Source organism: Thermorhabdus hydrogeniformans (assembly GCF_049310025.1).
Classification (GTDB): Bacteria; Bacillota; Thermosediminibacteria; order Thermosediminibacterales; family Tepidanaerobacteraceae; genus JBJYKD01.
Map to the genome: position 1 here is coordinate 36371 of NZ_JBJYKD010000003.1, position 26254 is coordinate 62624.

The window sequence follows — 26254 nt, forward strand, 5'->3', positions numbered from 1 at the left end:
ATGGGCGGGTTTGATTCATGGCGGCGGGGTGAAAGAGTGTATAAAAAGCTAAGAAATTATTTTTTAACGGGCATAATCGTGCTGCTACCCATCACAGCCACCCTGTACATACTGTACTGGCTTTTTAAATTCGTCGACGGGTTCCTGGGCGGATTTTTCAAGGCATTTTTCGGAGTTTCGGTTCCGGGGTCCGGCGTGCTCTTTACACTGGTGATTATTTTAGTTTCCGGATTTTTGGCCACCAATTTCCTGGGGAAAAAAATGATAGGCTTTGCAGAGACGATAGTCTCTAAAATTCCCCTGGTTAACACCATATACACCACCATAAAGCAGATCGTAGACGCCTTTTTATATGCCAATAAGATGGCTTTTACAAAAGTGGTGATGGTGGAATATCCAAGGAAGGACTGCTATGCCCTGGGTTTTGTCACCGGGGAGTTTATTGTGAAGGACAGAAGGCTTTTATCGGTTTTTGTCCCAACTACTCCCAATCCAACATCGGGAATACTTCTCATATTCCCCGAGGAGGATGTAAACTTTTTATCCATTTCTGCCGAAGAGGGGATAAAGCTTATTATATCGGGAGGACTGGTAGGCGATAAAAAAATCAACATTGTCGGGGAAGAGGGGGAGAATGATGCGGAATAACCGCTGGATTTTACTGATATTGACGGCTTTGATGCTGATTATGCCTGCCGGTTGCGGCAAAAAGGAAAGCGGTGTTCAAACCGGGGACGAAAAATTAGATGGCAGCGCTCCGGCAGGTGTCAACGAAAAACAGCGGGAAACCGGTGAGCCGCCGGCGTCCATGGTAAAAAACCCCCTGACCGGCCTTGACATGGATGCGGAATTCGAGAATCGAAGGCCCATGGCGGTTATGGTGGAAAACGAGGCCGGTGCAAGACCCCAGTCGGGATTGGATAAAGCCGACGTTGTCTACGAAATCCTGGCCGAAGGAGGCATTACCAGATTTCTGGCCATTTATTTGGGTAAGCAGTGCGAGGAGATAGGGCCGGTCCGCAGCGCCAGACCGTATTTTGTCGATTATGCCACGGAATACGACGGGATTTACGTACACTACGGCGCAAGCCCTCAGGCGTATGCGGATTTGAAGAAGTTGAACGTAGATGCCATAGACGGCATTTACGATGGGGTTACATTCTGGAGGGATAAATCGAGGAGCAAGCCCCATAACGCATATACAAGCACCGAAAGGATATTGAAGACATCCGAAAAACGCGGTTTTTTAAAAACGACAAGGCTTAAGGTGTGGAACTTTACCGATGAAAGCACGCCGTCGAATGGGCAAGAATTGAGAAGTTTTAATCTAAAATACTTTAACAATTATTACGTCGGCTATGCATACGATCCATCGCGAAAGGTTTATAAGCGTTTTATAAACGGGAAGCCCCATACCGACAGGAGGACAGGCGAAACTCTTTTAGTCAAGAATATCATAGTGCAGTTTGCGGATAGCAAAGTGATCGACGAAGTGGGGCGGATGGATATAAAGACAACGGGTTCAGGCAAGGGATACTATATAAGCGAGGGGTTTTTTACAGAGATACGCTGGCAAAAGGGAAGTAGGGTCGGAAGGACAAAGTACACCCTGGCCGACGGGACGGAGCTCAGAATAAATCCAGGCAATACGTGGATTCAGGTAATGCCCCAGTGGGGGAAATTTGAAATAGAAAAAGAGCGGTGAGCTAAATGGGATTGTACAGGACTGAAGCCATAGTTTTGGGATACAGAGATCTGGGAGAAGCGGACAAAATACTGACCCTCCTATCGCCCCAGCGGGGCAAAATACACGCCGTAGCCAGGGGCGTTCGCCGGCCGAGGAACAGACTGGTGGGGGGGACGCAGCTTTTTTCTTACAGCAGCTTTCTGCTCATGGAAGGGAGGAATCTGGACATCGTAAGCCAGTGTGAGATTAAAGAGTCTTTTTACAGAATTCGAGGAAATTTAGACCTCATGGCTTACGGGCTGTATTTCGCCGAACTGCTCAGGGCTTCCACCCCGCTGGAGGATAAAAACCAGGAACTTTTCAGGTTTTTTTTAAAGACGCTGTACGTCATGCAGGAGTGGGAAGACCTGGAACTGTTCAGCCGCATTTTTGAGATAAAGTTAATGGCCATTCAGGGATTTGCACCGGAAATACAAAGGTGTGTAAGCTGCGGGGGCGCGCCCTCGGGTGTGGTGCGATTCAGTCCTCAACTCGGGGGTATTCTCTGCCGGAAATGCCTTAAAAAAGACGAAAAAGCCCTTTTCCTGGCGCCGGCCGCCCTGGAAGCCATGAAAAAAATGTTAAAAGAGACCTATGAAAGTTTAATAACTTCAAATGTTGAAGAAGACGTCAAGAAGCAACTGAAAAGCGCCATGCGTCCTTTTGTGCTGCATCATCTGGATCGCAAGCTCAAAACAATTCAGTTTATAGACGATATTAACAACCTTAAAGCCGGCGATCAAAGCACTGTTTAAGAAAAATTGCGGGGTGAACTGAAATGGAAGTTATATGGGAAGCCTTTAAAGGGAAAAATAAATATATCGCTTTTGCGTTGACGTTATTTATTCTGGGTGCCTTATCGGGATATTTTGTTTTCTGGCATAATCCTCAATTTGTCCTTTCAAACCTGGAAAAATTGTTGGGGAATATTTTGAAAATAGGGAGGGCCATGACGAAATCGAGCAGAATATATGTAACGGGTTTGATATTTCAAAACAATATTAAAGCCCTGCTTTTAATAATGTTCGGCGGAGCGGCCTTTGGAACGGTGCCATTTTTTTACATTTTGTTAAACGGATTTGCGGTAGGTCTTGTTATGGCCATGAATTTTTACCACGGAAAGACTCTGGCGTTTTTCCTCGCGGCGACAGCGCCCCACGGAATACTCGAATTGCCCGCCATACTGGTGGGGGGCGCCTTTGGGCTTAAGACGGGTGTCGACCTTATTTTTCCCCGGAGTCAAAATCGACTGGCTTTGCTTAGGGAAAACCTTCAAAAAAGCGTATTCGCCCTGACCTTGCTGGTTCCCGTTCTCTTCGTGGCCGCCTTCATCGAAGCCGTAATCACCCCGCACATCGCAAAATTCTTTATATAGATTTTTTGTTAAATATTTGTAAAAAAAGAGGAACTTTTTTCATTGATGTAGTAATATTAAATATAACTGCCTATTGAAGGGAGTGAGGGCAAATAGAATTAACGCCGAGGCAGGCTTTGATTGTGGATATTGTAAAAAAACACGAGCCCATCACCAGTGAGCAGATAGCCGAAAAGCTTAATTTGACAAGGGCAGCCTTGAGGCCTGACCTATCAATACTGACCATGTCCGGTATCCTGGACGCGCGACCCAGGGTGGGGTATTTTTATGCTGGCAAAAATACGAGAAACATTGTGGCGGAAAAAATACAGAGCATAAAGGTGGATGAAATAAAAGCGGTGCCGGTGGTCATAAAAGAAGAAACTTCCGTATATGATGCAATAGTGACACTCTTTCTGGAAGATGTCGGAACTCTTTTTGTGGTCCAGGATGACGGTAATCTCGTCGGGCTGATTTCCCGAAAAGACCTGCTAAAAATAGCCATAGGCAATGCGGATATACATAAAATCCCGGTGGGGATAATTATGACCCGGATGCCCAATCTTGTGACGGTCATGCCTGAAGAAAGCGCCTATGATGCGGCTTGCAAAATAGTTGATCACCAGGTGGATGCGTTGCCGGTGGTAAAACCCGAAGAGGATCAGGGCAAAATAAGATATAAAGTGATAGGAAAAGTTACCAAAACAACGATTACCAAGCTTTTTGTGGAGCTTGGCAAAAATTAGAAAGGAGGGGAATAAGATAGAAGAAAAAAAGAACAACCCTGTGGTTTATGCGGTTTCCGACTCTATTGGGGAAACCGCGGAACTCGTAACCAGAGCCGCCATGATTCAATTCAATTCGGGCCATGTGGATATCAGGAGAGTACCCTACGTCACCGATAAGGAATATGCCAGAGAGGTCATTGAAGAGGCAAAGTATATTGAAAACTGCGCCATAGTGTGCACCATCGTTTTGCCGGAAGTCAGGCGCTATCTTGTGGACCTGGCGCATGAGAATAATATACCCATCGTGGATCTGATGGGGCCGATGATGGAAACCCTTTCTAAAATAACGGATTTTAAGCCCCGACTGGAACCCGGCCTTGTACATAGAATAGATGAAGATTACTTCAGGAAGATGGAAGCCATTGAATTTGCGGTAAAGTACGACGACGGAAAGGACCCGCGCGGCCTTGCCCGGGCCGATGTGGTGCTTATAGGAGTCTCGAGGACGTCCAAAACCCCCCTGGCGCTGTATTTGGCTCACAAGCGGTTGAAGGTTGCCAATCTGCCGCTGGTGCCCGAAGTTGCTCCCCCGGAGGAATTGTTTCAACTTCCGCCCAGGACCGTCATAGGCCTTACCATAAGCCCTGAAAAGTTAAACGAAATCCGGCAGGAGAGGTTAAAAGCACTCGGATTAAGCTCAGATGCAAGTTACGCCAGCCTTGATAGAATTATGAAAGAGATAGAATACGCCGAAGGCATAATGAAAAAAATCGGCTGCCCAAGGATTGACGTTTCAAATAAGGCGGTGGAAGAGATAGCCACCAGAGTATTGGAAATAATAAGGAAAGGAGAAGATTGACATGGCTAAAAAATACGTCTACAGTTTCAAAGAAGGAAGAGCAGAAATGAAAAGCCTTCTCGGCGGTAAGGGAGCAAACCTGGCCGAGATGGTGCACATCGGGTTGCCGGTGCCCATGGGATTTACGGTTACCACCGAAGCTTGCCTGCGCTATTACGAAGAGGGTGAGAAAATCTCCGACGAAATACTGGCTCAGATCTTTGAGGCATTGGAAAATCTGGAAAAGGACATGGGCAAAAAGCTCGGCGACCCCCGGGACCCCTTGCTGGTGTCGGTCAGATCCGGGGCGGTTATCTCGATGCCCGGCATGATGGATACCATTTTAAATTTGGGTCTCAACGACCAGAGCGTGCAGGGGCTTGCCGGAGTTACCGGAAACGAGCGTTTTGCCTATGACAGCTACCGCCGTTTTATCCAGATGTTTGGAAATGTGGTGCTCGGCATTGAACATGACAAGTTCGAAGCCATCATAGATTCCGTTAAACAGAAGAAAAATGTTACCCTTGACACAGAACTGGAGGCTTCCGACTGGAAGGAAGTCATCAGGTCTTATAAAGAGATGATAAAGGAAGAAATAGACAGAGATTTCCCGCAGGATCCGAAGGAGCAGCTGTTGATGGCTGTCGAAGCCGTTTTTAAATCCTGGAACAACCAGAGGGCCAAAGTATACAGGAGGATAAATAAGATTCCGGACACACTGGGAACCGCCGTCAATGTTCAGACCATGGTCTTCGGCAACAAGGGAGACGATTCCGGGACGGGCGTGGCTTTTACGAGAAATCCATCCACCGGCGAGAAAAAGGTCTACGGCGAGTTCCTCTTGAACGCGCAGGGTGAGGATGTGGTGGCCGGCATAAGGACGCCGAAGAACATTTCCGAACTTGAAAGCGTCATGCCGGAAGTGTATGAGCAATTTACCAACGTATGCAAGCTTCTGGAAAATCATTACAGGGACATGCAGGATATAGAATTCACCGTTGAAAACGGAAGGCTTTATATGCTCCAGACCCGTAGCGGCAAGCGGACCGCCCAGGCAGCCGTTAAAATCGCGGTGGACATGGTGAAGGAAGGCCTCATAAGCAAGGAAGAGGCACTGCTGCGGGTCTCGCCGGACCAGGTGGTGTCGCTCCTTCACAGGAGAATAGACCCCGATGCCAAAGTGGAGATTATAGCCAAGGGCTTGCCCGCGTCCCCCGGAGCAGGTTCGGGCCATGTGGTCTTTGACCCCGATGAGGCAGAAGCCCTTGGGTCCCAGGGCCAGAAGGTCATCCTGGTGAGGACCGAGACGACGCCCGATGACATTCACGGCATAGTTATGGCCCAGGGAGTGCTAACCAGCCGGGGTGGAATGACAAGCCACGCAGCGGTGGTGGCGCGCGGCATGGGCAAGCCATGCGTATGCGGATGCGACGCTATAAGAATCGATCCGGAAAAAGAAGAATTTACGGTGGGGAATCTGGTCGTCAAAAAAGGTGACGTAATAACCATTGACGGCGCCACCGGGCAGGTCATGCTGGGCGACGTGCCGATGATAGACCCGGTGTTATCCGAAGAATTTAAGGAGCTCTTAAAATGGGCCGACGAAGTGAGAAGGCTTTCCGTCAGGGCCAATGCGGATACACCGCTTGACGCCAAAGCGGCCAGGGAATTCGGCGCCGAGGGTATAGGTCTCTGCAGGACCGAGCACATGTTCATGGCTCAGGACCGGTTGCCGGTGGTCCAGGAGATGATTATGGCCGAAACCAAAGAAGAAAGAGAAAAGGCGCTGGCAAGGCTGCTGCCCTTCCAGCAGGAAGATTTTGAAGGCATACTGGAAGCCATGGAAGGTCTGCCCGTTACCATAAGGCTTCTGGACCCGCCTCTGCATGAATTTCTGCCCAACGCCGAGGAGCTTATCACCGAGATTGCGGAATTAAAGGCCGGTGGAAATACAAAAGAGCTTCAAAAGAAACAGGAAATGCTGAAAAAAGTCAGGGCTTTAAGCGAATTTAACCCGATGCTGGGATTGAGAGGATGCCGCCTGGGGCTCATGTATCCGGAGATATACGCCATGCAGGTGAGGGCCATATTTAAGGCCGCCTGTAAACTTGCAAAACGAGGCGTAAAAGTGGAACCTGAAGTGGAGATCCCGCTGGTGGGCCATGAAAATGAGCTCAAAGTAATGAGGGAACTGGTGGAGAAAACCGCCGCAGCCGTTATGGAGGAGGAAGGCATAAATGTTCCCTACAGGATCGGAACGATGATTGAAATCCCAAGAGCCTGCGTCACCGCCGACGAGATAGCAAAACATGCGGATTTCTTCTCCTTTGGGACCAACGACCTGACCCAGACCACTTTTGGTTTCAGCAGGGACGATGCGGAAGCGAAATTCCTGCCCCATTACATAAATGAAAAAATACTGACGGAGGATCCTTTCATCGTCCTTGACAGAAAAGGTGTTGGGGCCTTGATGAAGATGGCGGTAAAATCCGGCCGTGAAGTGAACCCGGATCTTCTTGTAGGTATTTGCGGCGAGCACGGGGGAGAGCCCAGCTCGGTAGAATTCTGCCACATGATCGGGTTAAACTACGTAAGCTGTTCTCCTTACAGAGTGCCCGTGGCAAGGCTCGCCGCCGCCCAGGCTCAACTGAAAGAAAAGATAAAGTAATTAGATAAAGAGGCGAATACCGCCTCTTTTTTAATTGTGGATGCATGCGGTTGAGAGCAGCGTGCACTCAAATTTTGGGCGCTCCTGATTTTTGGGGTGCGAAATATAAAAACTACAGAGGAGAGAGGAAAAATAAAAAAAGTATAGAATAAATATATGAAATTTAAACGGGGGATGGTCTTAAATGAATTTTAGAGAAAGAACCGAGGAATTGGAAAGGAAGAACCTTTCCCCGTATGCGGTCTTAAGTTCGCAAAGTAAGGGCAGGCGGGTTCCTGAGGAAAAATGCAGCGTGAGGACCGATTTTCAAAGAGATAGGGACAGGATTCTCCATTCAAAGGCTTTCAGACGGCTGAAGCACAAAACCCAGGTGTTCATATCCCCGGAAGGGGATCACTACAGGACCAGACTCACTCATACACTGGAAGTGGCGCAAATAGCGAGGACGATAGCAAGAGCCCTGCGGTTAAATGAAGACCTGACCGAAGCCATAGCCCTGGGCCACGACCTGGGGCATACGCCCTTCGGTCACACGGGGGAGGATGTCTTAAACGGGCTGATGAAAGCGGGCTTCAGACACGAAGAGCAAAGCCTGCGGGTGGTTGATGTCCTGGAACAGGGCAAAGGGCTTAATTTAACCTGGGAAGTGCGGGATGGAATATTGAATCACACCAGCAGGGGCAGCCCCCAAACCCTTGAAGGCCAGGCGGTAAGGATTTCGGACTGGATCGCATATATAAACCACGATATCGATGATGCGCTAAGGGCCGGCATACTTGAACCGGACGACCTGCCGGCCGACATTATACAAATTCTGGGCAAAACGCATGCCGACCGGATAGATACCATGATAAAAGATGTAATTATGGAGAGCATTGATAAACCCTTTGTAAAAATGAGCCAAAGGGTGTATGAGGCGACCGCCGGTCTCAGGGAGTTCATGTTTAAAAAGGTGTACGTAGGTTCCAGCGCCAAGGCTCAGGAGAAAAAAGCGAAGATCATGTTGAAACTTCTTTTTCAATATTTTATGGACCACCCTGATTTTTTACCTCCGGAGTTTAACAAAATTGCTGAAAAGGAGGGAATTGAAAGGGGAGTATGCGACTATATTGCTGGCATGACCGACAGTTTCGCCCTGGCCAAGTTTAAAGAGCTGTTCATGCCATCTTCCTGGGCGGTCCTATGAAAAAAATTGTCAACAATTTTGCGCGTAAAAAGAAGGAATATTAGATATTAACGTAGAATAATGTGTATGGAAAAATAAATGGGAGGAGAAGAAGCTTTTTATCGTAATTTAAGGCTTTGAACTGGACTCCTCTTTTAAAGGCCGGGGAGATTTTTTTTAAGCCGGGTGATGCGGGTGGGGTTATATTCTGATGAGATAATCAGGGAAATTCAATCAAGAGCGGATATCGTAGAAATTGTTTCGGAGTACGTTTCTCTGCAAAAACGCGGCGAAAATTATGTAGGTCTTTGCCCTTTTCATTCGGAAAAAACTCCTTCGTTTAACGTAAGCCCGGGAAAGCAGCTGTTTTACTGTTTTGGATGCGGCATAGGCGGAAATGTGTATACTTTTTTAATGAAAAAGGAGAACCTGAGTTTTCCGGAAGCCGTAAGATGGCTGGCGGAAAGACTGGGTATAAAGCTGCCGGGCAAACTCGACCATGAGATGTCCGAGAAATTCAGGGAAAGGCTCTGCCTTCTACAGGTCAATCGCATGGCTGCGGAGTTTTTTCATCACAATTTGCTAAACACCGCAGAGGGCCGGCGGGCACTTCGGTATCTTGATGAGAGGGGAGTTACGGCCGATACCATTGAAGCCTTTTACCTTGGCTATGCGTTACCGGCTTGGGACGGATTAATCAGGTTTGCGAGGTCGAGGGGGCTGGAGGTGAGCCACCTCGAAAAGGCGGGCCTGGTTATACCGAGAAAGGATAACAGCGGATATTACGATAGATTTAGAGACAGAATTATTTTTCCTATAGAGGATTCGGCCAGAAATATTATCGGGTTCGGGGGAAGGGTGATAGACCACGGCGAACCCAAGTATTTAAATTCGCCGGAAACACCTGTTTTTTCCAAGGGCAAAAACCTCTATGCCCTGTCGAAGATAAAAAAAGACCCCGAACTGGATGTTATAGTGGTCGAAGGCTATATGGATTGCATTTCACTTCATCAAAGCGGATTTACCCAGACAGTGGCTTCTCTGGGCACAGCTCTGACCGGGGAACAGGCAAATACGTTGAAAAGGTTCTCAAAAGGAGTGGTCCTGGCTTATGATGCCGACAGCGCAGGCCAGGCCGCGACACTGAGAGGGATGGACATACTTGCCAGGGAGGGCTTGAGGGTCAAGATCCTCCGGCTGCCCGAGGGTAAGGACCCCGACGAGTTTATTCGCCTCAGGGGGAGGAAAGCCTTCCAGGAGCAATTGACAAAAGCCATCGACCTGGTGAGTTTCAAACTTGACCTGGCCAGGAATGGTCTGGATATCAAGACTCCCGACGGCAAGTTGCGATTTTTAAAGAAATCCGTAGAGATTTTGTCGGTGCTGAAAGACGAACTGGAAAGGGAGGTATATGTCCAGAAACTTGCAGAAGAATTAAATATCCCGGCTAAAACCATAAAGGATGAAATAAAGAAGAGAGAATTTCCAGACACTGGATTTAAGTATAAAAACAGGCAAACAAGGGATAATAATAAAGAATTTAGCAAAATATTACCAGTAAAGGGCTTTTATAAAGCAGAGAGGGATATCTTAAAACTGCTGATTGAAAATGAAATTGCCAGAAGAAAAATAATAAAAGATCTTGTTCCGGCACATTTTATCGGTAAAAATACCAGAAAAATCGCCCAGGTGGTTTTTGAGATCATAAACAGGGGCCAGAACGTAACGGTTTCGGACTTGTTCAACTATCTGGATGACGAGAGTGCCGCGGAACTTTCAAAAATTCTCGTGGAAAAAGTGGAATTTCAGAATGATGACATGATAGATTCCCTGATAAGGAAAGTCAAAGAGGGCTATCTAAAAGTTGCCATAAGACAGGTGCGCGAACAAATAAAAAAGGCGGAGACCGTCGGTGAAAGAGAGGAGACCATAAATCTTTTGAACACTTACCAGAAGCTTAAATCCGAAATGAATCAATTAAAGGCATATTTAACTCCAGGGAAGGGGGGAATATGATGGCAAAAGAAAAAAATCCGTCTGGCAGGGAAAATGAAAAGAAACCGCAGGGCGATAAAATGAAAGCGGTAAAGGAACTCATTGAAAAGGGCAAGAGAAACGGCGTGCTTACCTATAAAGAAATTATGGATACTCTCGAAGACATCGAAGACCTCGATGTAGACCAGATCGACAAAATCTACGAGTCCTTTGAAGAGATGGGCATTGAGGTAATCAACGATGCCGACGACATTCCTGAAGAAGTTTCACTGGAAGAAATTCCCGAAGAGGAAATAGATCTTTCGGTCCCCGAGGGTGTTGCGATAGACGATCCCGTCAGGATGTACTTAAAAGAAATAGGCAAGGTGCCTTTGCTTTCCGCGGAAGAGGAAATTGAACTGGCCAAGCGGATAGAAAAAGGTGACAAGGAGGCAAAAAGGCGGCTGGCGGAGGCCAATTTGAGGCTGGTGGTAAGCATTGCAAAGAAATACGTGGGAAGGGGAATGCTTTTTTTAGACCTCATTCAGGAAGGCAATCTGGGCCTCATCAAGGCCGTTGAAAAATTCGATTATCGAAAGGGATATAAGTTCAGCACGTATGCCACCTGGTGGATAAGACAGGCAATTACCAGGGCCATCGCCGACCAGGCCAGGACCATACGCATTCCTGTCCATATGGTGGAAACAATAAACAAGCTCATAAGGGTGTCAAGGCAGCTCCTGCAGGAATTGGGGCGTGAACCTTTGCCGGAGGAAATTGCCGAAGAGATGGAAATACCGGTGGAAAAGGTGCGCGAAATAATGAAGATAGCGCAGGAACCGGTCTCGCTGGAGACGCCCATTGGTGAGGAAGAAGATAGTCACCTGGGGGACTTCATCCCCGACGAGGACGCTCAGGCTCCGGCCGACGCCGCGGCCTACCTGCTTTTAAAAGAACAGCTGGAGGATGTTTTGGAAACTCTTACGCCGAGAGAGGAAAAAGTTTTAAGGCTGAGGTTTGGCCTGGACGACGGCAAACCCAGAACTCTGGAAGAAGTTGGTCAGGTATTTGGAGTCACCCGGGAGAGGATCCGCCAAATTGAAGCCAAGGCTTTGAGAAAGCTTCGCCATCCCAGCAGGAGCAAAAAGCTGAAGGATTTTCTCGAGTAGTTTTATTCAGTGGGGCTGTGTCTCCACTTTTTTATATACGTGGTTTCCTTTAATTAAATCATACGAATGTGTTTACCATTTTCTTTTTTCAAATGGCAAATTCATATACGGGCTGGTAAGAGGTCGAGAGATGGAGTTGGGAAAAAGACTTCAAACTGTTGCTTCACTGGTTCCAAAGGGGCATGTGGTGGCGGATATAGGGACCGATCATGCACATCTTCCCATATACCTGATAACAAAAGGGATAAGCCCGAAAGTCATCGCCACCGAAATAAGGTGCGGGCCGTACAAAAAGGCGCTTGAAAATATAAAAAAAGCCGGCCTTCAAAAAGTAATAGAACTTCGCCTGGGGGCTGGGCTTAAACCCATAAGCCCCGGTGAGGCAAGAACCGCCGTAATATCAGGAATGGGCGGCGAGGCCATCATAGAGATCATAAAGGAATCAAGAGAAGTGGCCCTTTCGCTGGATTTTTTGATACTTCAGCCCATGAGGAACCAGGCGAACTTGCGAAGAGAACTATTTCAAATGGGGTTTAAAATAGAAAATGAAAATGTGATTGCCGAAGGAAAAAGGTTCTACGAGGTGCTGGTGGCAAGAAAGGCTTGTCAGGGCCGCTATGATGAAATCGATGTTGTGGTGGGGCCGGTATTGCGCCTGCAAAAAAACTCCACAGTCACCGATTATATAAAAGAGAGGATTTCAAGACTTGAAAGTCTGATAGAACTTTTAAAAAAAATGGAGACAGAAGCGGGCCGGGCGGCTCTGGAAAAGTATCAAAAAGAGTTGAATATCTTAAGGGAGGTCATCACATGATTTCCTGTCAGACCGTTGCGCAAATAATAGAGAAACTCGCTCCGAAAAGACTGGCGCTGGAATGGGATAGTCCGGGGCTGGCGCTGGGGGACTTTTCAAAAAAGATTTCAAAAATTTTGCTTGCGTTGACGGTGACACCGGAGGTGATAGATTACGCTGCGGACAACGGCTTTGACATGGTGGTGTCCCACCACCCCCTTTTGTTTAAGCCTTTGAAATCCCTGAGATGGGATTTGCCTTCCGGTAAAATTATTTACAGGGCCGTAAAGCACGATATTGCGGTCTACTCGGCTCATACCAATCTGGATGTGGCGCAGGAGGGAGTAAACGACCTGCTGGCGAGGGTTCTGGAGTTGGAGAACGTGAGCGTGTTAAAGGAAACGGAACGGGAGGCATTGAAAAAAATAGTGGTATTTGTGCCCCGAGGATACGAAGAAGCCGTGAGAACCGCCATGGGGGACGCGGGGGCAGGCTTTATAGGCAATTACAGTCACTGCAGTTTTAATGTGGAAGGCGTGGGCACTTTTAAACCCCTGGAGGGAACAAATCCTTTTATAGGAAAAGCGGGCAGGCTGGAGCGGGTGGAAGAAACAAGGATTGAAACAGTCGTTCCCGAGAGCCTGGTAAAAAAGGTCATAAGTGCCATGCTCAGGGTTCATCCTTATGAGGAGGTAGCCTACGACATCTATCCGCTGGAAAACGCCGGCGGGACCTTTGGTCTCGGACGCCTCGGGTATCTGAAGAATTCAATGAGTTTGAGGGATTTTTGCGAGGTGTTAAAACGCAAACTGGGGGCCGGATTTTTACGAGTGGTTGGGGACTTATCCAGAGAGGTGTCAAAGGTGGCCCTGTGCGGCGGAGCCGGAGGTGATCTGGTCTCTGCGGCGGCTTTTTCGGGAGCGGACGTTTTTGTCACCGGAGACGTGAAATACCACGACGCAGAAGAAGCAAAGGCTTTAGGTCTTGCCGTTGTCGATGCGGGGCATTTTTCTACGGAAAATCTCATGATGGGGGTGCTCGCCGACTTTTTGGCCAGAGAAACAGCCCTTTTGGGCGAAAAAATAGAGATAAAAATATATCCAGCCCAAGATCCTTTCAGGATTTTATGAGAATAGGTGACTCCTATTCTCTTTTTTATTAAGAAAAAGGAGGGGTGAAAATGCTTGCCGACCAGTTGAACATGCTTTTTCAGCTGCAGGAGGCGCAAAGACTGCAGGAAAAACTGGAGATGGAGCTGAAGAATCACGCGGGTAAAAAGCGGCTGTGCGAGTTAAAAAGAGCCGTAGAGAGTCTGGAAGAACTTTATAACCGAAAAAATGAAAGGTATACCGTGTTAAAAAAAGAACTGGCTCTGGCAGAGCTTAAATCCAGAGAAATGGATGAGGAAATTCAGCAACTGGAAAAGAGAATATACAGCGGGGAAATACGGTCTGTTAGAGAACTGAAAAGGCTGCAGGAAAAACAGTGTATCGCCAGGAGAAAGGCCTTGGAGATCGATGAAAATGCATTGAAACTTATGGAAGAGATGGAGGATCTGAAAAAGACACTCGCCGGGGATAAAGAAAATATAATGAAAATTAAGAGAGAATTCGACAGGGAGCGATTGAAAACAAAACAGGAAATTGATAAAATAAGTGATGAATTAAAGAAAGTAATGATGGAAAAGGAAGAATTGTCAAAGAAGATTCCTTCAGAGCTATTGGACAAATTTGAAAAGATCAAAAAACAAAAAAAGGATCCTGTTGCCCATATCCATAACGGAAAATGCAGCGGATGCAGGATGGATGTTTCGGTCATGGTAGCCCAGGAGGTGAACCGTTGCGAGAAAATAGTTTACTGTGAAAGTTGCGGGAGAATACTTATTTAAATTTTCCTAAGGAGGTCTTATGAAAAAGATTACAGCGTATACCGATGGAGCTTCCCGGGGCAACCCCGGTGATGCCGGCATTGGAATTGTCTTTGTAGATGAAAATGGGAATGTTGTAAGAGAAATAGCTGAATACATCGGCCAGACCACGAACAATATAGCCGAATATACCGCCCTCATTACCGCGCTTAAGGAAGCCGTGGAAATGGGCTATGAGGTGATCGAGATCGTCTCCGACAGCGAGCTCATGGTAAAACAGTTAAACGGGGAATACCAGGTTAAAAATGAAGGGATTAAGCCTTTGCATAAGGAAGCCGGTGAGCTGTTAAAAGAATTTAGACAGTACAGTATAAGACATGTTCGAAGAGAGCAGAATAAAAGGGCGGACGAACTGGCGAACCAGGGGATCAATGAAGCCCTTGATGAGCAGGAAATTGATATATTATGATGTTATAAAAGCCCTTATAATTATGTTGATAAAGCAAGCTCCTGTACAAAGCATTGGTAAAGCATTGGTTTGAGCCCTTGACATTCAATTTCTTTGTGCTATAATGAAAGTCCAGTTGAAAATAGAAAAAAGTAATGAGTAGGTCGGATGGTCGCAAGCGTAAAGCTTGAGGAAAGTCCGAGCTCCACAGGGCAGGGTGCTGGGTAATACCCAGTGAGGGCGACCTCAAGGATAGTGCAACAGAGATATACCGCCCCTTGGAAGGTGGGAAGCATGATGTGTGAAGTTTAAAGCGGGGTCTTTTCCCGCATCCACATCAAAGGAGGCTCTTTACGAGCCCGCTTCCGGGGGTAAGGGTGGAAAGGTGAGGTAAGAGCTCACCAGCGGGAAGGCGACTTTCCGGCTATGTAAACCCCACCTGGAGCAAGACCAAATAGGGGAGCGTATACGGTGGCCCGCCGTGCTCCCGGGTAAGGTCGCTAGAGGTGTCAGGCAACTGGCATCCGAGATAGATGACCATCCTCGACAGAACTCGGCTTATAGACCTACTCGTTAAAAGCGCAAAACTCAAGGCGCGAGGCCTTGAGTTTTTTGTTTGTTTAATTCCTTTTCCGCAAGCTCGTTAAAAATTTCCGCTGCGCTTTTTTTCAGAACGGGGTGTACGAAATCCGGAGCGATTTGCGCGATGGGCCCCATCACGAAAATCCTGTTATGGACGTCGGGGTGTGGTACCTTTAATTCCTCTTCATCTATTACAAAATTTTCATAAAATATTATATCGAGATCTATATTTCTCGGGCCCCAGTGTATCGTTCTTTCTCTTCCCATCGCATTTTCGATTTCAAGCAGGGCGGTCAGGAGCTCGCGGGGTGAAAGCTCTGTTTCCACAAGACATGCTCCGTTCAAAAATTTATTCTGTTCCTTGTAACCATAGGGTTCGGTTTCGATTATGCTAGATAGCTTCAGTATTTTTATCCCCTTTTGCTGCTCCATCCTCCAAACGGCCTCAAGAATATTTTTTTTTCTGTCCCCTAAATTACTGCCGAGGGCGATGAACACCCTTGCCATTTTATCATCTCCAGCACGTTGATAATCCGCCGGTTTTCCTTTACGTCGTGCACTCTTACAATATCGACTCCTTTCAAGGCACACAGGGCGGTGACCGCAAGGGTGCCTTCCAGCCTCTCATCCGCCGGCAGGCCCCCCAGGGCCTTTCCAATAAAAGATTTTCTGGAGGCTCCGATGAGGAGCGGCTTTTTGAGGCTTTTAAATTCTTCAAGCCTTGCCAGTATCTCGAGGTTATCTTGATACCTTTTTGCAAAACCTATGCCCGGATCGAGGATTATCTTGCGGGGATTAACCTGGCGTGAGACAGCAAATTCCATCCTCTCCAGAAAATACCCGATTAATTCTTTGATCACATCTTCGTAATACGGGTTTTGCTGCATTGTGGCAGGAGTCCCCTTGATGTGCATCAGTATCAGAGGAGCGTCAAATTCAGCCACGACATCCACAAGGTGCTCATCAAACGAGAGTCCGCTTATGTCGTTTATAATATCCACTCCGGCTTCCAGGGCCATTTTCGCAACACTGGCCCTGTATGTATCCACCGATATGGGAACTTGAGGAAAGTTTTCCCTGATGATCTTAATTACCGGCATCACCCTTTTTAGTTCTTCCTCTTCGCCTACCGGCTCCGATCCGGGGCGGGTTGAAAGACCGCCTATATCTATTATGTCCGCACCGTTTTCAATCATCTCCGCCGCAGCCTTCAGGGCCTCTTCAGCTCTTTGCTTTCTCGAATTTTCATAGAAGGAGTCGGGGGTGGCGTTTATGATGCCCATTATGAGGGTTCGGTCGAAAATGAGTTTCCTGTGCCAGGGGCTTTCAATAAAATCGACTTTTTTTGTTTCAAAATAGCGCTTTAAGTCGTTTCCGACGGCTTTAAGCCCGAAGTAGGGCATTTTTTCGAGTTTATCCATCAGAGCTTTATAATGCTTCTCGGTCCCCAGAAGTATAACATCCGATTCGGGCACCTTGCAGTCCACGGCGTTTTTATGGACCACCGCATCGCCGCCAAGGCCCAACATCTCCTGTTTCAGGATATTGGCGGCTGGAGAAGGCACCCCGTAAAGTTTGAGCGGAATTATCCGGCACTTTTTTTTAAAGATGGGAAATGAAGCCGGGTGAGCGTTGACCTTTTTCATCTCTGCCTTTAAAAATTCCTGGCTCAGCTCTATCAACATCTTCCAAACACCCCTTTTCAACACATGCAAATGCTTCATGATTGTGAATGCTTTCAAAACTGGTGACTTCCACCCTGTACCATTCTATCCTGTTATCTTTTTCAAGCTCCAGAGCAACATCCCTGGTTACATCTTCCACAAACCTTGGATTCCTGTAGGCGGTTTCGGTAACGAACTTCTCATCGGGCCTTTTCAGCAGCGTATATATGGGGCAACTGGCGCTTTTTTCAGCGATTTCAACGAGATACTCAAACCATATCATTTTCTTAGATCTTACCTGTATCTCCACTATGGCCCTCTGGTTATGGGCACCGGCTTCGCTTATCTCTTTTGAACACGGGCAAAGGGTGTGCACCGGGACTTTCACACCCATGGTTATGGAAGAATGCGTCCCTTTCTCCGCCTTTATTATGGCTTCAATCTTAAAGGGAGAGGTGCTTCCGGAAACCGGAGAAGCCTTCCAAATAAAATAAGGCATGGTTATTTCTATATGACTGCTTTCGGCCTCGAGCCTTTCTTTCATATGAGTGAGAACATCCTCCAGGGCCTTGGGATGCAGCATTTCGAAATTATTTAATACTTCGATAAACCTGCTCATATGCGTGCCTCTGAGGTCGTGTTTCAAATTCACCGAAAGGCTCATTTTGGCCACGGTGTACTGGTAACCCTTTTGCCGGGAAAGTATCTTCAAGGGCCATTCAATGTTTTTTACGCCCACCTTCTTGAGGGGGACCATCCTTTCGTCTCTTTCACTCTGTACATCCTTCAATTCGTTCACCTCTGTAAATAACCCCGCATTTTTCCGTCTCCCACACCTGTATCTCATAAAGCCGGCAGTTTTTTCTTTTTACGCTATCCTTCAATCGTTCCCAAATCCATATTGCTATGTATTCCGCCGTAGGCTGCGATATTATCTGGTTTATATAGGAATGGTCGAGATATTTTAGAACGTTTTCTTCGACAACCTTTTTTAACTCTGCAAAATCCATTATCATGCCCTCATGGTTCGGGCTGCCCGTCAGGGTAACCACCAGCCTGTAGGTGTGACCGTGGAGCTGTTCGCACTTGCCGTGATATTTTACAAGGTTATGAGCGGCATCGAACTTAAATTCCCTTATTAAAAACAATCTCAGCGCCCCTTTCTTTCCTGTTTTTTCCGGGAGGCCTCCATCCGAACAAGTCAGGTTGTTTTTTTTTCATTATAACAGCAAGTCAGAAAAAGATAAAGTTCCAATTCTGGGGCGCGCAATATGTTACACAGGGGATATCGACTGCTTTCCCATCCCCTTACTGCGAATTCTAATTAAGATGTTATCACCGTATATATATCCAAATTATTCAGCAATTTGGGGCTGAAAAAGAAGGAATAATAGCTTTTCAGTAAAGCCGTTCAGAACGAACAAAATAAAAAGGCGCTTTGGTGCGCCATCATCTTGTTGAAGTTTAGCGGAGTCAGCTGTTAACTGGCTTTCTTTTCGGCTTTAAAATCGCTGTCCTTGTTTGCATTTTCACCTTCTGAAGCAGTTTTAGATTGTTTCTTTTCATCCTTGTGGACATAGTCGGTTATATGAAAACCTGAACCTTTAAAGACCAGTCCCACGTTATGGCTTATCAGACGCTTGACCGGCCCGCCGCAGGTGGGACATGTTTTTAAAGGATCGTCTTTTATCGACTGTTCCTTTTCAAAATCCCCGCATTTACTGCATCTGTACTCGTAAACAGGCATAGCATATCCCTCCGTTTTTTTGTGTTTCATAAAATTTTTTATACACCGATTTTTACATTTTGTCAAGGGCCGGAGAGCAACCGGTATAATGCATGGTAAGTTTATGTCTTTCAATAACGGTTCATTTATGTTTGTTTTAAGACGGGCGGTTTTGGGTGAAGTTATTTTTGGATGAAGTTTGGCTGGAGCTATTTATTCGAAGGAAGATTTGTGGTAAAATGAGTGCTGCCGTTATATGCTCCGACTTCAAGGGCATAATTTAGTGTGCGGTAAATGACTTGCTACACTTTAAACCGCAGAAAATTAAAAAAATGGGAGAGGATATATTTTGGCCTGCCAGGTACATAAATTCCGAGTATTTGACAAAAATCTTGTCCTCGACGTCAACAGCGGCACGGTAATGGAAGTGGACGATCTTTTCTATGAATTGCTGGATCATTACCCGGAAAAGCCAGCCGAAGAAGCCGTCCGGGTTCTTGGCAAAAGATACCCCGAGCAAGACATTATAGAAGCGATGGCTGAACTTGACCGCTTAAAGGAACAAAATCTTCTTTTTTCCGATGAGGATTTTTCTTTTGCCTTAAACTCACTTAAAAACAGGCAGAACGTTAAAGCCCTTTGCCTCAACGTGGCCCATGACTGCAATCTCAGGTGCAGGTATTGTTTTGCGTCCAGGGGGGATTACCGGGGAAAGAGAGGATTGATGACCGCGGAAGTTGGAAGAAAGGCCGTGGATTTTTTGGTGGAACGTTCGGGCGATCTGAAAAATCTTGAAATTGATTTTTTTGGCGGTGAGCCGCTGATGGCTTTCGATACTATAAGGGAGGTTGTCTCTTACGCGAGAAATCTGGGAAAAACTCAGGGCAAAGTATTTCATTTTACCGTCACGACCAACGCCACACTTTTAAACGACGAAATAATAGAGTATCTTCATGAAAACATGGACAATATAGTCCTGAGCATGGACGGACGTAAGGAAGTCAATGACTTTATGAGAGTGGGAACCGATGGTTCCGGCACTTATGATAAAATTGTGCCGAACATCAAAAAGCTCGCGGCCCTCAGGGAAAGAGACCATAAAGACTATTACGTGAGGGGGACTTTTACCCGCTACAATCTGGATTTTTCAGAGGATGTATTTCATCTGGCCGACCTGGGATTTAAAGAAATTTCCATAGAGCCGGTGGTGGGAAGGCAAGGGGAATACCTTTTAAAGGACGAGGATGCCGGGGCTGTTTACCGGCAGTATGAGAGAATCGCGGAAGAATTATTAAATAGAGGGGACGGCAGAAAATCTTTCAGGTTCTATCACTTTAATATAGACATTTATCATGGACCTTGTATATACAAAAGACTTTCCGCCTGTGGAGCCGGAAGGGAATACCTGGCCGTTACTCCCGGAGGAGAAATCTACCCCTGTCACCAGTTCGTTGGGCAGGAGGAGTTTGCCATGGGAAATGTGTTTGAAAAAATACTCGACGAAAGGGTTATCGAGTGCTTTAAAAATACTCATGTATTTTCAAAACAGAAATGTACCGATTGCTGGGCCAGGTTCTTATGCAGCGGTGGATGCAATGCCAACAACTATTTGATGAACGGCGATATGAACATTCCGTATGAAATGACATGCAAGCTGCAAAAAAAGAGAATCGAATACGCCATTTATCTGGGCATAAAGCGGGGGGAAGCCGGAAAAAAACCAATGAACATCATGTGTTAACCGGTCCCCTGCGCATTACGTCATTGTAATTCCGTTTTCGGGATGATATACTTAAGTTGGTTTATTGATTGTTTATAGCCTGAAAGCCTTGCGGGTAACGTATTGGTGCAGCTCTTTTTAAATTTTTCCGGGTCGTTTTCTAGCGCCATTCTGTTATGCGCATCTCAGGCGTTTGGTTTATGGTTCCGGCCGTTGAAAAACGAATAGTGAACGCCGCACTGAGATGAGGGCCGTAACAGAAAAGGGGCAAGATGTGTTCAAGGGGTGAACCTATGGGCAGGGTAAAATTGCCTGGTTTGTTGAAAGAGGTATGGATAGCACTGAAATATGTTCTTGATCCCAAAGTGCCGCTTTCAGGGAAAATATGGATAATATTTTCGCTTTTGTACCTCATTTCGCCGATAGATATTGTTCCCGACCCCATCTTTGGCGTTGGAGCGATTGACGACATCGCCATCATTCTTCTTATACTATCTTTTATGGAAAACAGACTTGCGAGATACTATGAAAACGAGAGAATTACTAATAATAAATCACGGGAAAAAGATTCAACAACTATCGATGTGGATTATGAGATAGTGGATGAAAGAAAAAAATGATTTTTTTACAGGAGGGATATTAAGTGAATGATAAAATCAAATTGATTACCCGGACTGCATTGCTGCTGGCGTTAACCGTGGCCTTTCAGGGAATAAAGCTGGGGCAATTCGTTACCGGTCCCTTGGTAAATGCGGTTTTATATATATCCGCTTATGCCGTTGGCTGGCCGGCGGGAATATTTATCGGCGCCGTTACACCGTGGATTGCTCTTCTTACGGGCATATTAAAACCGGCCCTGGCTCCCGCCGTTCCTTTCATAATGCTGGGGAATGCGTTGCTGGTGGTCGGTTTTTCACTATTAAATACCTTCAACTCCTATGTCGCCGTTTTATGTGCTTCTGTGGTAAAATTTTTGATTCTTTACGTGTCGACAAGGTTTCTGCTGCAATTAAATCCTGCCATAGCTTCTGCTCTGCAATTGCCGCAGCTTGTAACGGCCCTTATTGGCGGTGCGCTGGCGATGATCGTAATTTCGGCACTGAATTCCATTGACGTGGCGCCAAAACTGGGGAAAGTAAAAAACAGAATACATAAATTGTAAATTCTTACAAAATGCGACATTTTTTTCAAAATATAGTTATAACTTTAAGTAAAAATGGGATATCACCTCATAAAAAGTAGGATTATCAATTTTAATGAAGCAGATGGGATAAACAGGTAAAAAATATGTTTGAAGTTGCCGATGTGCTGTGATAAAATCTTTTTCGAATTAAAGCTGCAAAGGAGCAATACAATGACACAGTTTCTACACCGTTTATCCCACGAGATAAATGCTTTGAAAAAGGAGTTGAACAGCAGACTGGAGGTTAACCAAAATTTGAATAACCGCGAAGTTTATATGCTGAGCGTCAAACTGGATAAGCTTATTTTTGAGTACCAGATCACATCTTGCAAAAAGAATTATTTAAAGAAAAACCGCGTTTAGCGGTTTTTTGTTTTACATCACAAAGGTGAATATTGCCCCCGCCTTTTGAAAAACTAAACATAGTAAGATTATATTGATATATTGACTGGAGGTTATAAAATGGCTTATGTGATAAACCGTGAATGTATAGCCTGCGGTTCGTGCGAACCCGAATGCCCCACCGACGCCATTAGCGAGGGCGAGATTTACAAAATAGACCCCGAAAAGTGCATAGAATGCGGTGCTTGCGCCGATGTGTGCCCGGTTACAGCCATTTCTCCCGAAGAGTAAAAAGTCCTTGTTTTACAAGGGCTTTTTTAAAAACATTTTTTGACAGGCTTTTGCCGCTCATATATAATTTATTTAGAAAAGTGAAAGCGAGGTGCCCTCAATTGCTTTACAAATTGGAGGATGTGGATAAACTCTCCCGGAGCGATATTAGGAAGTTGTATTCCGAATACGTTAACCCAGGGCTTGCTTCTATGATGGGCCTTTTGAACTTCGACAAGTATTTCGTAAAGGCCGAAGGATGTCACGTATGGGATTCCGACGGAAAAAAGTATGTGGATTTTTTGGGGGCCTATGGCGCCCTCAACCTGGGCCATAACCCGCCGGAAATACTGGAGGCGCTGGAAAAGGTAAAAGAACGGCCCAACCTGCTTCAGGCTTCTCTGAGTACATATGCGGCGGTGCTGGGGCACAATCTCGCCCGGATAACCCCGGGCGGCCTGAAACATAGTTTTTTTTGCAACAGCGGCACCGAGGCGGTGGAAGGTGCTCTAAAGGCCGCCAGGGCTGCTACGGGAAAGCAGAAAATAATATCCTGCGAGGGGTCTTTCCACGGCAAGTCGATGGGATCTTTATCCGCCACCGGCCGGGAAAAGTATCAGGCTCCTTTTTTGCCGCTGGTCCCCGCATTTGAAAAGGTGCCTTACGGGGATCTTTCAGCCCTGGAGGAAAAATTAAAGACAGGAGATGTGGCGGCCTTTATTGTTGAGCCCATTCAGGGTGAGGGGGGGGTTATAGTACCGCCCCCGGGGTACTTAAAAGGCGCCAGGGAGCTTTGCAGTCGCCATGATGCGCTTTTAATTATCGACGAGATTCAGACCGGCTTTGGGCGAACCGGAAGGCTGTTCGCCTGCGAAGAGGAAGAAGTGGTCCCTGACATAATGTGCGTGGCAAAGTCTCTGGGTGGCGGGGTCATGCCAATCGGCGCTTTCATCACCACGGAAAGTGTGTGGGACAGGGCATTTGGAGGCATGGAAAAATGCCTGTTACACACATCGACTTTCGGCGGGAACACCTTCGCATGCGCCGCCGGCATAGCGGCCATCAACGCCATAGTGGAAAACAACCTGCCTCAAAGGGCGAAAGAGCTTGGAGATTACATGCTTTCGGGTTTAAAGGCGCTTAAAGAACGTTTCAATATAATAAAGGATGTCCGCGGGCGGGGTTTGATGGTTGGCATTGAATTTGAGACGGGAGGCGGCAGCCTTTTAAACAGAGTGACGGGTGGTGTCGTGAGTAAATTTTACAGAGAATTTGCGGGAGCCATGGTGGCGGGAGAACTGTTAAACAATCATCGGATAATAACGGCGTATACATTAAACAATCCCAATGTCATCCGCCTCGAACCCCCTCTTGTCATAGAGAGGGAGGATATAGACATAATGCTGGGCGCTCTGGAAGAAATATTCAGGAAAAATAAAAGTCTTTTCAACCTTACTTTAAGTACAGTCAAAACGGCAGCAGGTTCACTTTTTTCAAGATAGGTGAAAAACATGCCAATTTATTCGCGCTATAAAAACCTTCGCCGCACCCGGGAAATAGCCAATGTGTTTATAAAGCACGGATTCGGCTATATTATAGACCGCACAGGTCTCTTTGATTATTTGCCGCTGAAGAGGATAAAGGACGACAGAATTGATGCAAAACTGCCGGTTGGCTTAAGAGTCAGAAAGACCCTGGAGGAACTGGGGCCCACTTTTATAAAGCTGGGCCAGATGCTGAGCACGCGGAAAGACCTGCTGCCCGAAGACATCCTGGAGGAATTGGAAAAACTCCAGGATGAAGTAAAACCCTTTGGCAGCCAGGAGGCCAGGCAGATAATTTCGGAAGAACTGGGTAAACCACCTGGCGAAATCTTTGACAGCCTTTCCGAAGAACCCATAGCTGCCGCTTCTATCGGTCAGGTTTATAAGGCCACTTTAAAGAACGGCCGCGAAGCAATAGTCAAAGTAAAAAGGCCTGACATTGAAAAAATTGTTGAGAAAGACCTGGAAATTCTATTAGACCTGGCCGGATTTCTGGAGCACCGAACGGAATGGGCCCGAACTTACGGAATAGTCGACATGGTGGAAGAATTTGCCGATACATTAAGAAGAGAAATGGATTTTGCCAGGGAGGGAAGAAACGCCGAAAGGCTCAGGAAATACTTCGCGGGATCAAGAGAAATTTATATCCCCGAAGTTTTCTGGGAGTGGACCACTTCAAAGGTATTGACGATGGAGTACCTGGAGGGTGTAAAGATCTCCGAGGTAAATGCCGCTTTAGAATACGACTTTGATAGAAAAAACATTGCCGAAACTCTCGTAAGAAGCTACTTTAAACAGATCCTGCAGTTTGGCTTTTTTCATGCGGATCCACATCCCGGCAATATCCTGGTATTAAAGGACGGCAGGATAGGATTCCTGGACTTTGGTATGGTTGGAGTCCTGAGCGACGAAATGAAAGCTCTGGGGACCAGGCTGGTGTTTGCGGTCATCCGGAAGGATGTAGATGCCGTAGCCGACGCGCTTCTTGAGATGGGGATAGCGCAAAAAAAAGTTAATGTGGATGAATTGAAAAAGGACATATCCCGTATGATTTTGAAATACTACGACGCGCCCATCGAAGAAATACGCATCGGTGAAACCATGACCTTGATGTTGCAGCTGGCGCGCAAGTACCAGGTAAAAGTGCCTTCTGAAATAGTGATTCTGGCGAAAACGCTAATAACACTGGAAGGGATTTTGGCGGCTCTGGCTCCCGATGTCAATATGGTTGAACTTGCCAGACCTTATGTAAATGAAATCTTGAGGGAAACCTATTCTATCAAAGGGCTGAAGAACGGCATAGCACGATCCATCGAAAAGCTGAAAGACTACGGATGGGGGCTTCCCCGTCATTCTTTAAAAGTACTTGAGATGCTGGAGCGCGGGGAACTGGAACTCATCTTAAAGCATGAAAAATTGGATCGGCTCATCAGCAGGCTGGATATCATAAGCAACCGCCTGGCCTTCAGTATAATTGTCGCGAGCCTCATCATAGGCTCGTCCATGATGGCAAATCAGAGTCGCAGGCTTTTTATGAAAATCCCGCTGGCCGAATTGGGTTTTGTTATAGCCGGGTTTCTGGGATTCTGGCTCCTGATATCCATAATGAGGTCAGGAAGGCTCTGACTTTAACATTCCAGGTGCAGGTACAGCAGATTTTCTTTGTTGCTGAAAAATCTGAGAATCTTCACCCGGCTTTCTGGGTCTATTTTCCTGCCGCATTTAAGACAAAAATATCCCCCCTTATATAAATAACCATCGAAAATGTCCACCGGTAGATTACCGTATTTTTGCCAGCTTTTCCAGCCGGTCTTGCACAGATTTTTCCTTTTTTCATAATCGGCGTACACCCAGCGAAGCAATTTGTGAAAGTGAAAGGGATATTTGGTATAAGATACGTAACTTTGGGGCAGCCCCAGGGATACGGCGTAGTCGGCAAATGTCTCTTCCACCTTTTCCTGCAGGACGCCTTCAATCTTGGCGTTTTTCCACTTGTATTTTTTCATTGTAAGATAATCTCTCAGATCGTCAAAGATATATCCCCGGCATACTTCAATGGGTTCGTCACAGGGTATGGACAGTTCGCGAAAAAAATTATCTATTATTTTTACGACGTGTTTTTGATACAACTTTTTTTTGAAATTATCCGGGGTATAGAGAGACAACGGAATAAAATCAAATTTAAAGAATCTTTTTTTATCATAGTACAGGCCGATGCAGGTACCTCCCACAAGGCTTCCGCTACCGGCGTCGTCTATTTGCACCATTGAATCAACCCCTAAGGCTATTATGGCAATTTAGAAATAAAAAAACCGCCTTGCGGAAAGCGGTTTATGGAAAGTTTTATAAAAAATGGTCGGGGCGGCGGGATTTGAACCCACGACCTTTCGGACCCGAACCGAACGCGCTGCCAAACTGCGCTACGCCCCGACATAAGATATTATACTATAAATCACCCGCGATTTCAATTTTTTTTTTGCACCTTGACACAAT

26 protein-coding genes, 1 tRNA gene, 1 other RNA gene and 1 pseudogene are annotated in these 26254 nt (G+C 46.4%); 22 read left to right on the forward strand and 7 right to left on the reverse strand.

What is annotated here, in order from left to right; all coding sequences use genetic code 11:
- The 15 genes from ACKX14_RS02025 (at window position 1) to rnpB (ending at window position 15307) form a co-directional block, all read left to right on the forward strand.
- On the forward strand, window positions 1–648 hold the full coding sequence (locus ACKX14_RS02025) for a DUF502 domain-containing protein (RefSeq protein WP_422444152.1): 648 nt from the start codon (window positions 1–3) through the stop codon (window positions 646–648).
- Window positions 635–1705 carry a DUF3048 domain-containing protein gene (locus ACKX14_RS02030; RefSeq protein WP_422444154.1) on the forward strand — a complete coding sequence of 357 codons (1071 nt, stop codon included), beginning with the start codon at window positions 635–637 and terminating at the stop codon, window positions 1703–1705. Before ACKX14_RS02025 ends, ACKX14_RS02030 begins: the two co-directional genes overlap by 14 nt.
- Before the next feature lie 5 nt (window positions 1706–1710).
- A complete protein-coding gene (gene recO / locus ACKX14_RS02035) occupies window positions 1711–2481 on the forward strand; it encodes a DNA repair protein RecO (RefSeq protein ID WP_422444156.1) in 771 nt (256 codons plus the stop codon).
- 23 nt (window positions 2482–2504) lie between these two features.
- Window positions 2505–3101 (forward strand): stage II sporulation protein M, encoded by a 597-nt coding sequence (locus tag ACKX14_RS02040; protein ID WP_422444159.1) that lies wholly within the window; start codon window positions 2505–2507, stop codon window positions 3099–3101.
- 92 nt (window positions 3102–3193) lie between these two features.
- Window positions 3194–3826, forward strand: a complete 633-nt coding sequence (gene ccpN, locus ACKX14_RS02045) for a transcriptional regulator CcpN (RefSeq protein ID WP_422444393.1) — start codon at window positions 3194–3196, stop codon at window positions 3824–3826.
- Window positions 3813–4667 (forward strand): pyruvate, water dikinase regulatory protein, encoded by an 855-nt coding sequence (locus tag ACKX14_RS02050; RefSeq protein ID WP_422444161.1) that lies wholly within the window; start codon window positions 3813–3815, stop codon window positions 4665–4667. Before ccpN ends, ACKX14_RS02050 begins: the two co-directional genes overlap by 14 nt.
- 1 nt (window position 4668) lies before the next feature.
- Window positions 4669–7314: a pyruvate, phosphate dikinase gene (gene ppdK / locus ACKX14_RS02055; protein WP_422444163.1), complete on the forward strand. Its 2646-nt coding sequence runs from the start codon at window positions 4669–4671 to the stop codon at window positions 7312–7314.
- Between the two features lie 184 nt (window positions 7315–7498).
- Window positions 7499–8500 (forward strand): deoxyguanosinetriphosphate triphosphohydrolase, encoded by a 1002-nt coding sequence (locus ACKX14_RS02060; RefSeq protein ID WP_422444165.1) that lies wholly within the window; start codon window positions 7499–7501, stop codon window positions 8498–8500.
- A gap of 168 nt (window positions 8501–8668) precedes the next feature.
- Entirely contained in the window at window positions 8669–10495 is a 1827-nt protein-coding gene (gene dnaG / locus ACKX14_RS02065) for a DNA primase (RefSeq protein ID WP_422444167.1), read from the forward strand.
- Window positions 10495–11622, forward strand: coding sequence for an RNA polymerase sigma factor RpoD (gene rpoD / locus ACKX14_RS02070; RefSeq protein ID WP_422444169.1), 1128 nt, complete (start codon window positions 10495–10497; stop codon window positions 11620–11622). The genes dnaG and rpoD overlap by 1 nt, the downstream gene beginning before the upstream one ends.
- Window positions 11623–11752: 130 nt before the next feature.
- Window positions 11753–12436, forward strand: coding sequence for a tRNA (adenine(22)-N(1))-methyltransferase (locus ACKX14_RS02075; protein WP_422444171.1), 684 nt, complete (start codon window positions 11753–11755; stop codon window positions 12434–12436).
- On the forward strand, window positions 12433–13545 hold the full coding sequence (locus ACKX14_RS02080) for a Nif3-like dinuclear metal center hexameric protein (protein WP_422444174.1): 1113 nt from the start codon (window positions 12433–12435) through the stop codon (window positions 13543–13545). Before ACKX14_RS02075 ends, ACKX14_RS02080 begins: the two co-directional genes overlap by 4 nt.
- A 50-nt stretch (window positions 13546–13595) precedes the next feature.
- Entirely contained in the window at window positions 13596–14303 is a 708-nt protein-coding gene (locus ACKX14_RS02085) for a zinc ribbon domain-containing protein (RefSeq protein WP_422444176.1), read from the forward strand.
- A gap of 19 nt (window positions 14304–14322) precedes the next feature.
- On the forward strand, window positions 14323–14751 hold the full coding sequence (locus ACKX14_RS02090; protein WP_422444178.1) for a ribonuclease HI family protein: 429 nt from the start codon (window positions 14323–14325) through the stop codon (window positions 14749–14751).
- A 135-nt stretch (window positions 14752–14886) separates the two neighbouring features.
- Window positions 14887–15307, forward strand: an RNA gene (gene rnpB / locus ACKX14_RS02095) — RNase P RNA component class A.
- 11 nt (window positions 15308–15318) lie between these two features.
- Here rnpB and folK read toward each other — a convergent pair.
- The 5 genes and pseudogenes from folK to ACKX14_RS02120 form a co-directional block, all read right to left on the reverse strand.
- Window positions 15319–15819 carry a 2-amino-4-hydroxy-6-hydroxymethyldihydropteridine diphosphokinase gene (folK, locus tag ACKX14_RS02100; protein WP_422444180.1) on the reverse strand — a complete coding sequence of 167 codons (501 nt, stop codon included), beginning with the start codon at window positions 15817–15819 and terminating at the stop codon, window positions 15319–15321.
- The gene (gene folP / locus ACKX14_RS02105; protein ID WP_422444182.1) at window positions 15783–16997 is read right to left on the reverse strand and encodes a dihydropteroate synthase; all 1215 of its coding nucleotides are present in this window, start codon (window positions 16995–16997) and stop codon (window positions 15783–15785) included. Before folP ends, folK begins: the two co-directional genes overlap by 37 nt.
- A 10-nt stretch (window positions 16998–17007) precedes the next feature.
- Window positions 17008–17766 (reverse strand): annotated as a pseudogene (folE2, locus tag ACKX14_RS02110) (GTP cyclohydrolase FolE2); the annotation flags it as partial.
- The gene (gene queD / locus ACKX14_RS02115) at window positions 17747–18124 is read right to left on the reverse strand and encodes a 6-carboxytetrahydropterin synthase QueD (protein WP_422444184.1); all 378 of its coding nucleotides are present in this window, start codon (window positions 18122–18124) and stop codon (window positions 17747–17749) included. The gene queD and the pseudogene folE2, both read right to left, overlap by 20 nt.
- A gap of 332 nt (window positions 18125–18456) precedes the next feature.
- The gene (locus ACKX14_RS02120) at window positions 18457–18723 is read right to left on the reverse strand and encodes an FmdB family zinc ribbon protein (protein ID WP_422444186.1); all 267 of its coding nucleotides are present in this window, start codon (window positions 18721–18723) and stop codon (window positions 18457–18459) included.
- Between the two features lie 328 nt (window positions 18724–19051).
- On the opposite strand from ACKX14_RS02120, the gene scfB reads away from it, so the two are divergent.
- The 7 genes from scfB to ACKX14_RS02155 all read left to right on the forward strand — a co-directional run bounded on the left by scfB (window position 19052) and on the right by ACKX14_RS02155 (window position 25387).
- Complete coding sequence (gene scfB, locus ACKX14_RS02125) at window positions 19052–20443, forward strand: thioether cross-link-forming SCIFF peptide maturase (RefSeq protein ID WP_422444188.1); 1392 nt, start codon at window positions 19052–19054, stop codon at window positions 20441–20443.
- 272 nt (window positions 20444–20715) lie between these two features.
- Window positions 20716–21042, forward strand: a complete 327-nt coding sequence (locus tag ACKX14_RS02130; RefSeq protein WP_422444190.1) for a YkvA family protein — start codon at window positions 20716–20718, stop codon at window positions 21040–21042.
- A 23-nt stretch (window positions 21043–21065) separates the two neighbouring features.
- Window positions 21066–21584, forward strand: a complete 519-nt coding sequence (locus ACKX14_RS02135; RefSeq protein WP_422444192.1) for an ECF transporter S component — start codon at window positions 21066–21068, stop codon at window positions 21582–21584.
- Between the two features lie 192 nt (window positions 21585–21776).
- The gene (locus ACKX14_RS02140; RefSeq protein WP_422444194.1) at window positions 21777–21968 is read left to right on the forward strand and encodes an aspartyl-phosphate phosphatase Spo0E family protein; all 192 of its coding nucleotides are present in this window, start codon (window positions 21777–21779) and stop codon (window positions 21966–21968) included.
- A gap of 99 nt (window positions 21969–22067) precedes the next feature.
- Window positions 22068–22238, forward strand: a complete 171-nt coding sequence (locus tag ACKX14_RS02145) for a 4Fe-4S binding protein (RefSeq protein WP_422444196.1) — start codon at window positions 22068–22070, stop codon at window positions 22236–22238.
- Between the two features lie 59 nt (window positions 22239–22297).
- On the forward strand, window positions 22298–23719 hold the full coding sequence (locus tag ACKX14_RS02150; protein WP_422444395.1) for an aspartate aminotransferase family protein: 1422 nt from the start codon (window positions 22298–22300) through the stop codon (window positions 23717–23719).
- A gap of 9 nt (window positions 23720–23728) precedes the next feature.
- Window positions 23729–25387 (forward strand): ABC1 kinase family protein, encoded by a 1659-nt coding sequence (locus tag ACKX14_RS02155; RefSeq protein WP_422444198.1) that lies wholly within the window; start codon window positions 23729–23731, stop codon window positions 25385–25387.
- A gap of 2 nt (window positions 25388–25389) precedes the next feature.
- On the opposite strand, the gene ACKX14_RS02160 is transcribed toward ACKX14_RS02155, so the two are convergent.
- Both ACKX14_RS02160 and ACKX14_RS02165 read right to left on the reverse strand, forming a co-directional pair.
- A complete protein-coding gene (locus ACKX14_RS02160) occupies window positions 25390–26028 on the reverse strand; it encodes a hypothetical protein (protein ID WP_422444200.1) in 639 nt (212 codons plus the stop codon).
- A gap of 86 nt (window positions 26029–26114) precedes the next feature.
- Window positions 26115–26191: transfer RNA gene (locus ACKX14_RS02165), tRNA-Pro, on the reverse strand.
- Window positions 26192–26254 lie beyond the last annotated feature (63 nt).

Coding starts and splice junctions, on each gene's coding strand:
- ACKX14_RS02025 (WP_422444152.1), top strand. CDS start 1: ATGGGCGGGTTTGATTCATGGCGGCGGGGTGAAAGAGTGTATAAAAAG.
- ACKX14_RS02030 (WP_422444154.1), top strand. CDS start 635: ATGATGCGGAATAACCGCTGGATTTTACTGATATTGACGGCTTTGATG.
- recO (WP_422444156.1), top strand. CDS start 1,711: ATGGGATTGTACAGGACTGAAGCCATAGTTTTGGGATACAGAGATCTG.
- ACKX14_RS02040 (WP_422444159.1), top strand. CDS start 2,505: ATGGAAGTTATATGGGAAGCCTTTAAAGGGAAAAATAAATATATCGCT.
- ppdK (WP_422444163.1), top strand. CDS start 4,669: ATGGCTAAAAAATACGTCTACAGTTTCAAAGAAGGAAGAGCAGAAATG.
- ACKX14_RS02060 (WP_422444165.1), top strand. CDS start 7,499: ATGAATTTTAGAGAAAGAACCGAGGAATTGGAAAGGAAGAACCTTTCC.
- dnaG (WP_422444167.1), top strand. CDS start 8,669: ATGCGGGTGGGGTTATATTCTGATGAGATAATCAGGGAAATTCAATCA.
- rpoD (WP_422444169.1), top strand. CDS start 10,495: ATGGCAAAAGAAAAAAATCCGTCTGGCAGGGAAAATGAAAAGAAACCG.
- ACKX14_RS02075 (WP_422444171.1), top strand. CDS start 11,753: ATGGAGTTGGGAAAAAGACTTCAAACTGTTGCTTCACTGGTTCCAAAG.
- ACKX14_RS02080 (WP_422444174.1), top strand. CDS start 12,433: ATGATTTCCTGTCAGACCGTTGCGCAAATAATAGAGAAACTCGCTCCG.
- ACKX14_RS02085 (WP_422444176.1), top strand. CDS start 13,596: ATGCTTGCCGACCAGTTGAACATGCTTTTTCAGCTGCAGGAGGCGCAA.
- ACKX14_RS02090 (WP_422444178.1), top strand. CDS start 14,323: ATGAAAAAGATTACAGCGTATACCGATGGAGCTTCCCGGGGCAACCCC.
- folK (WP_422444180.1), bottom strand. CDS start 15,819: ATGGCAAGGGTGTTCATCGCCCTCGGCAGTAATTTAGGGGACAGAAAA.
- folP (WP_422444182.1), bottom strand. CDS start 16,997: ATGTTGATAGAGCTGAGCCAGGAATTTTTAAAGGCAGAGATGAAAAAG.
- ACKX14_RS02120 (WP_422444186.1), bottom strand. CDS start 18,723: ATGCCTGTTTACGAGTACAGATGCAGTAAATGCGGGGATTTTGAAAAG.
- ACKX14_RS02130 (WP_422444190.1), top strand. CDS start 20,716: ATGGGCAGGGTAAAATTGCCTGGTTTGTTGAAAGAGGTATGGATAGCA.
- ACKX14_RS02140 (WP_422444194.1), top strand. CDS start 21,777: ATGACACAGTTTCTACACCGTTTATCCCACGAGATAAATGCTTTGAAA.
- ACKX14_RS02145 (WP_422444196.1), top strand. CDS start 22,068: ATGGCTTATGTGATAAACCGTGAATGTATAGCCTGCGGTTCGTGCGAA.
- ACKX14_RS02155 (WP_422444198.1), top strand. CDS start 23,729: ATGCCAATTTATTCGCGCTATAAAAACCTTCGCCGCACCCGGGAAATA.
- ACKX14_RS02160 (WP_422444200.1), bottom strand. CDS start 26,028: ATGGTGCAAATAGACGACGCCGGTAGCGGAAGCCTTGTGGGAGGTACC.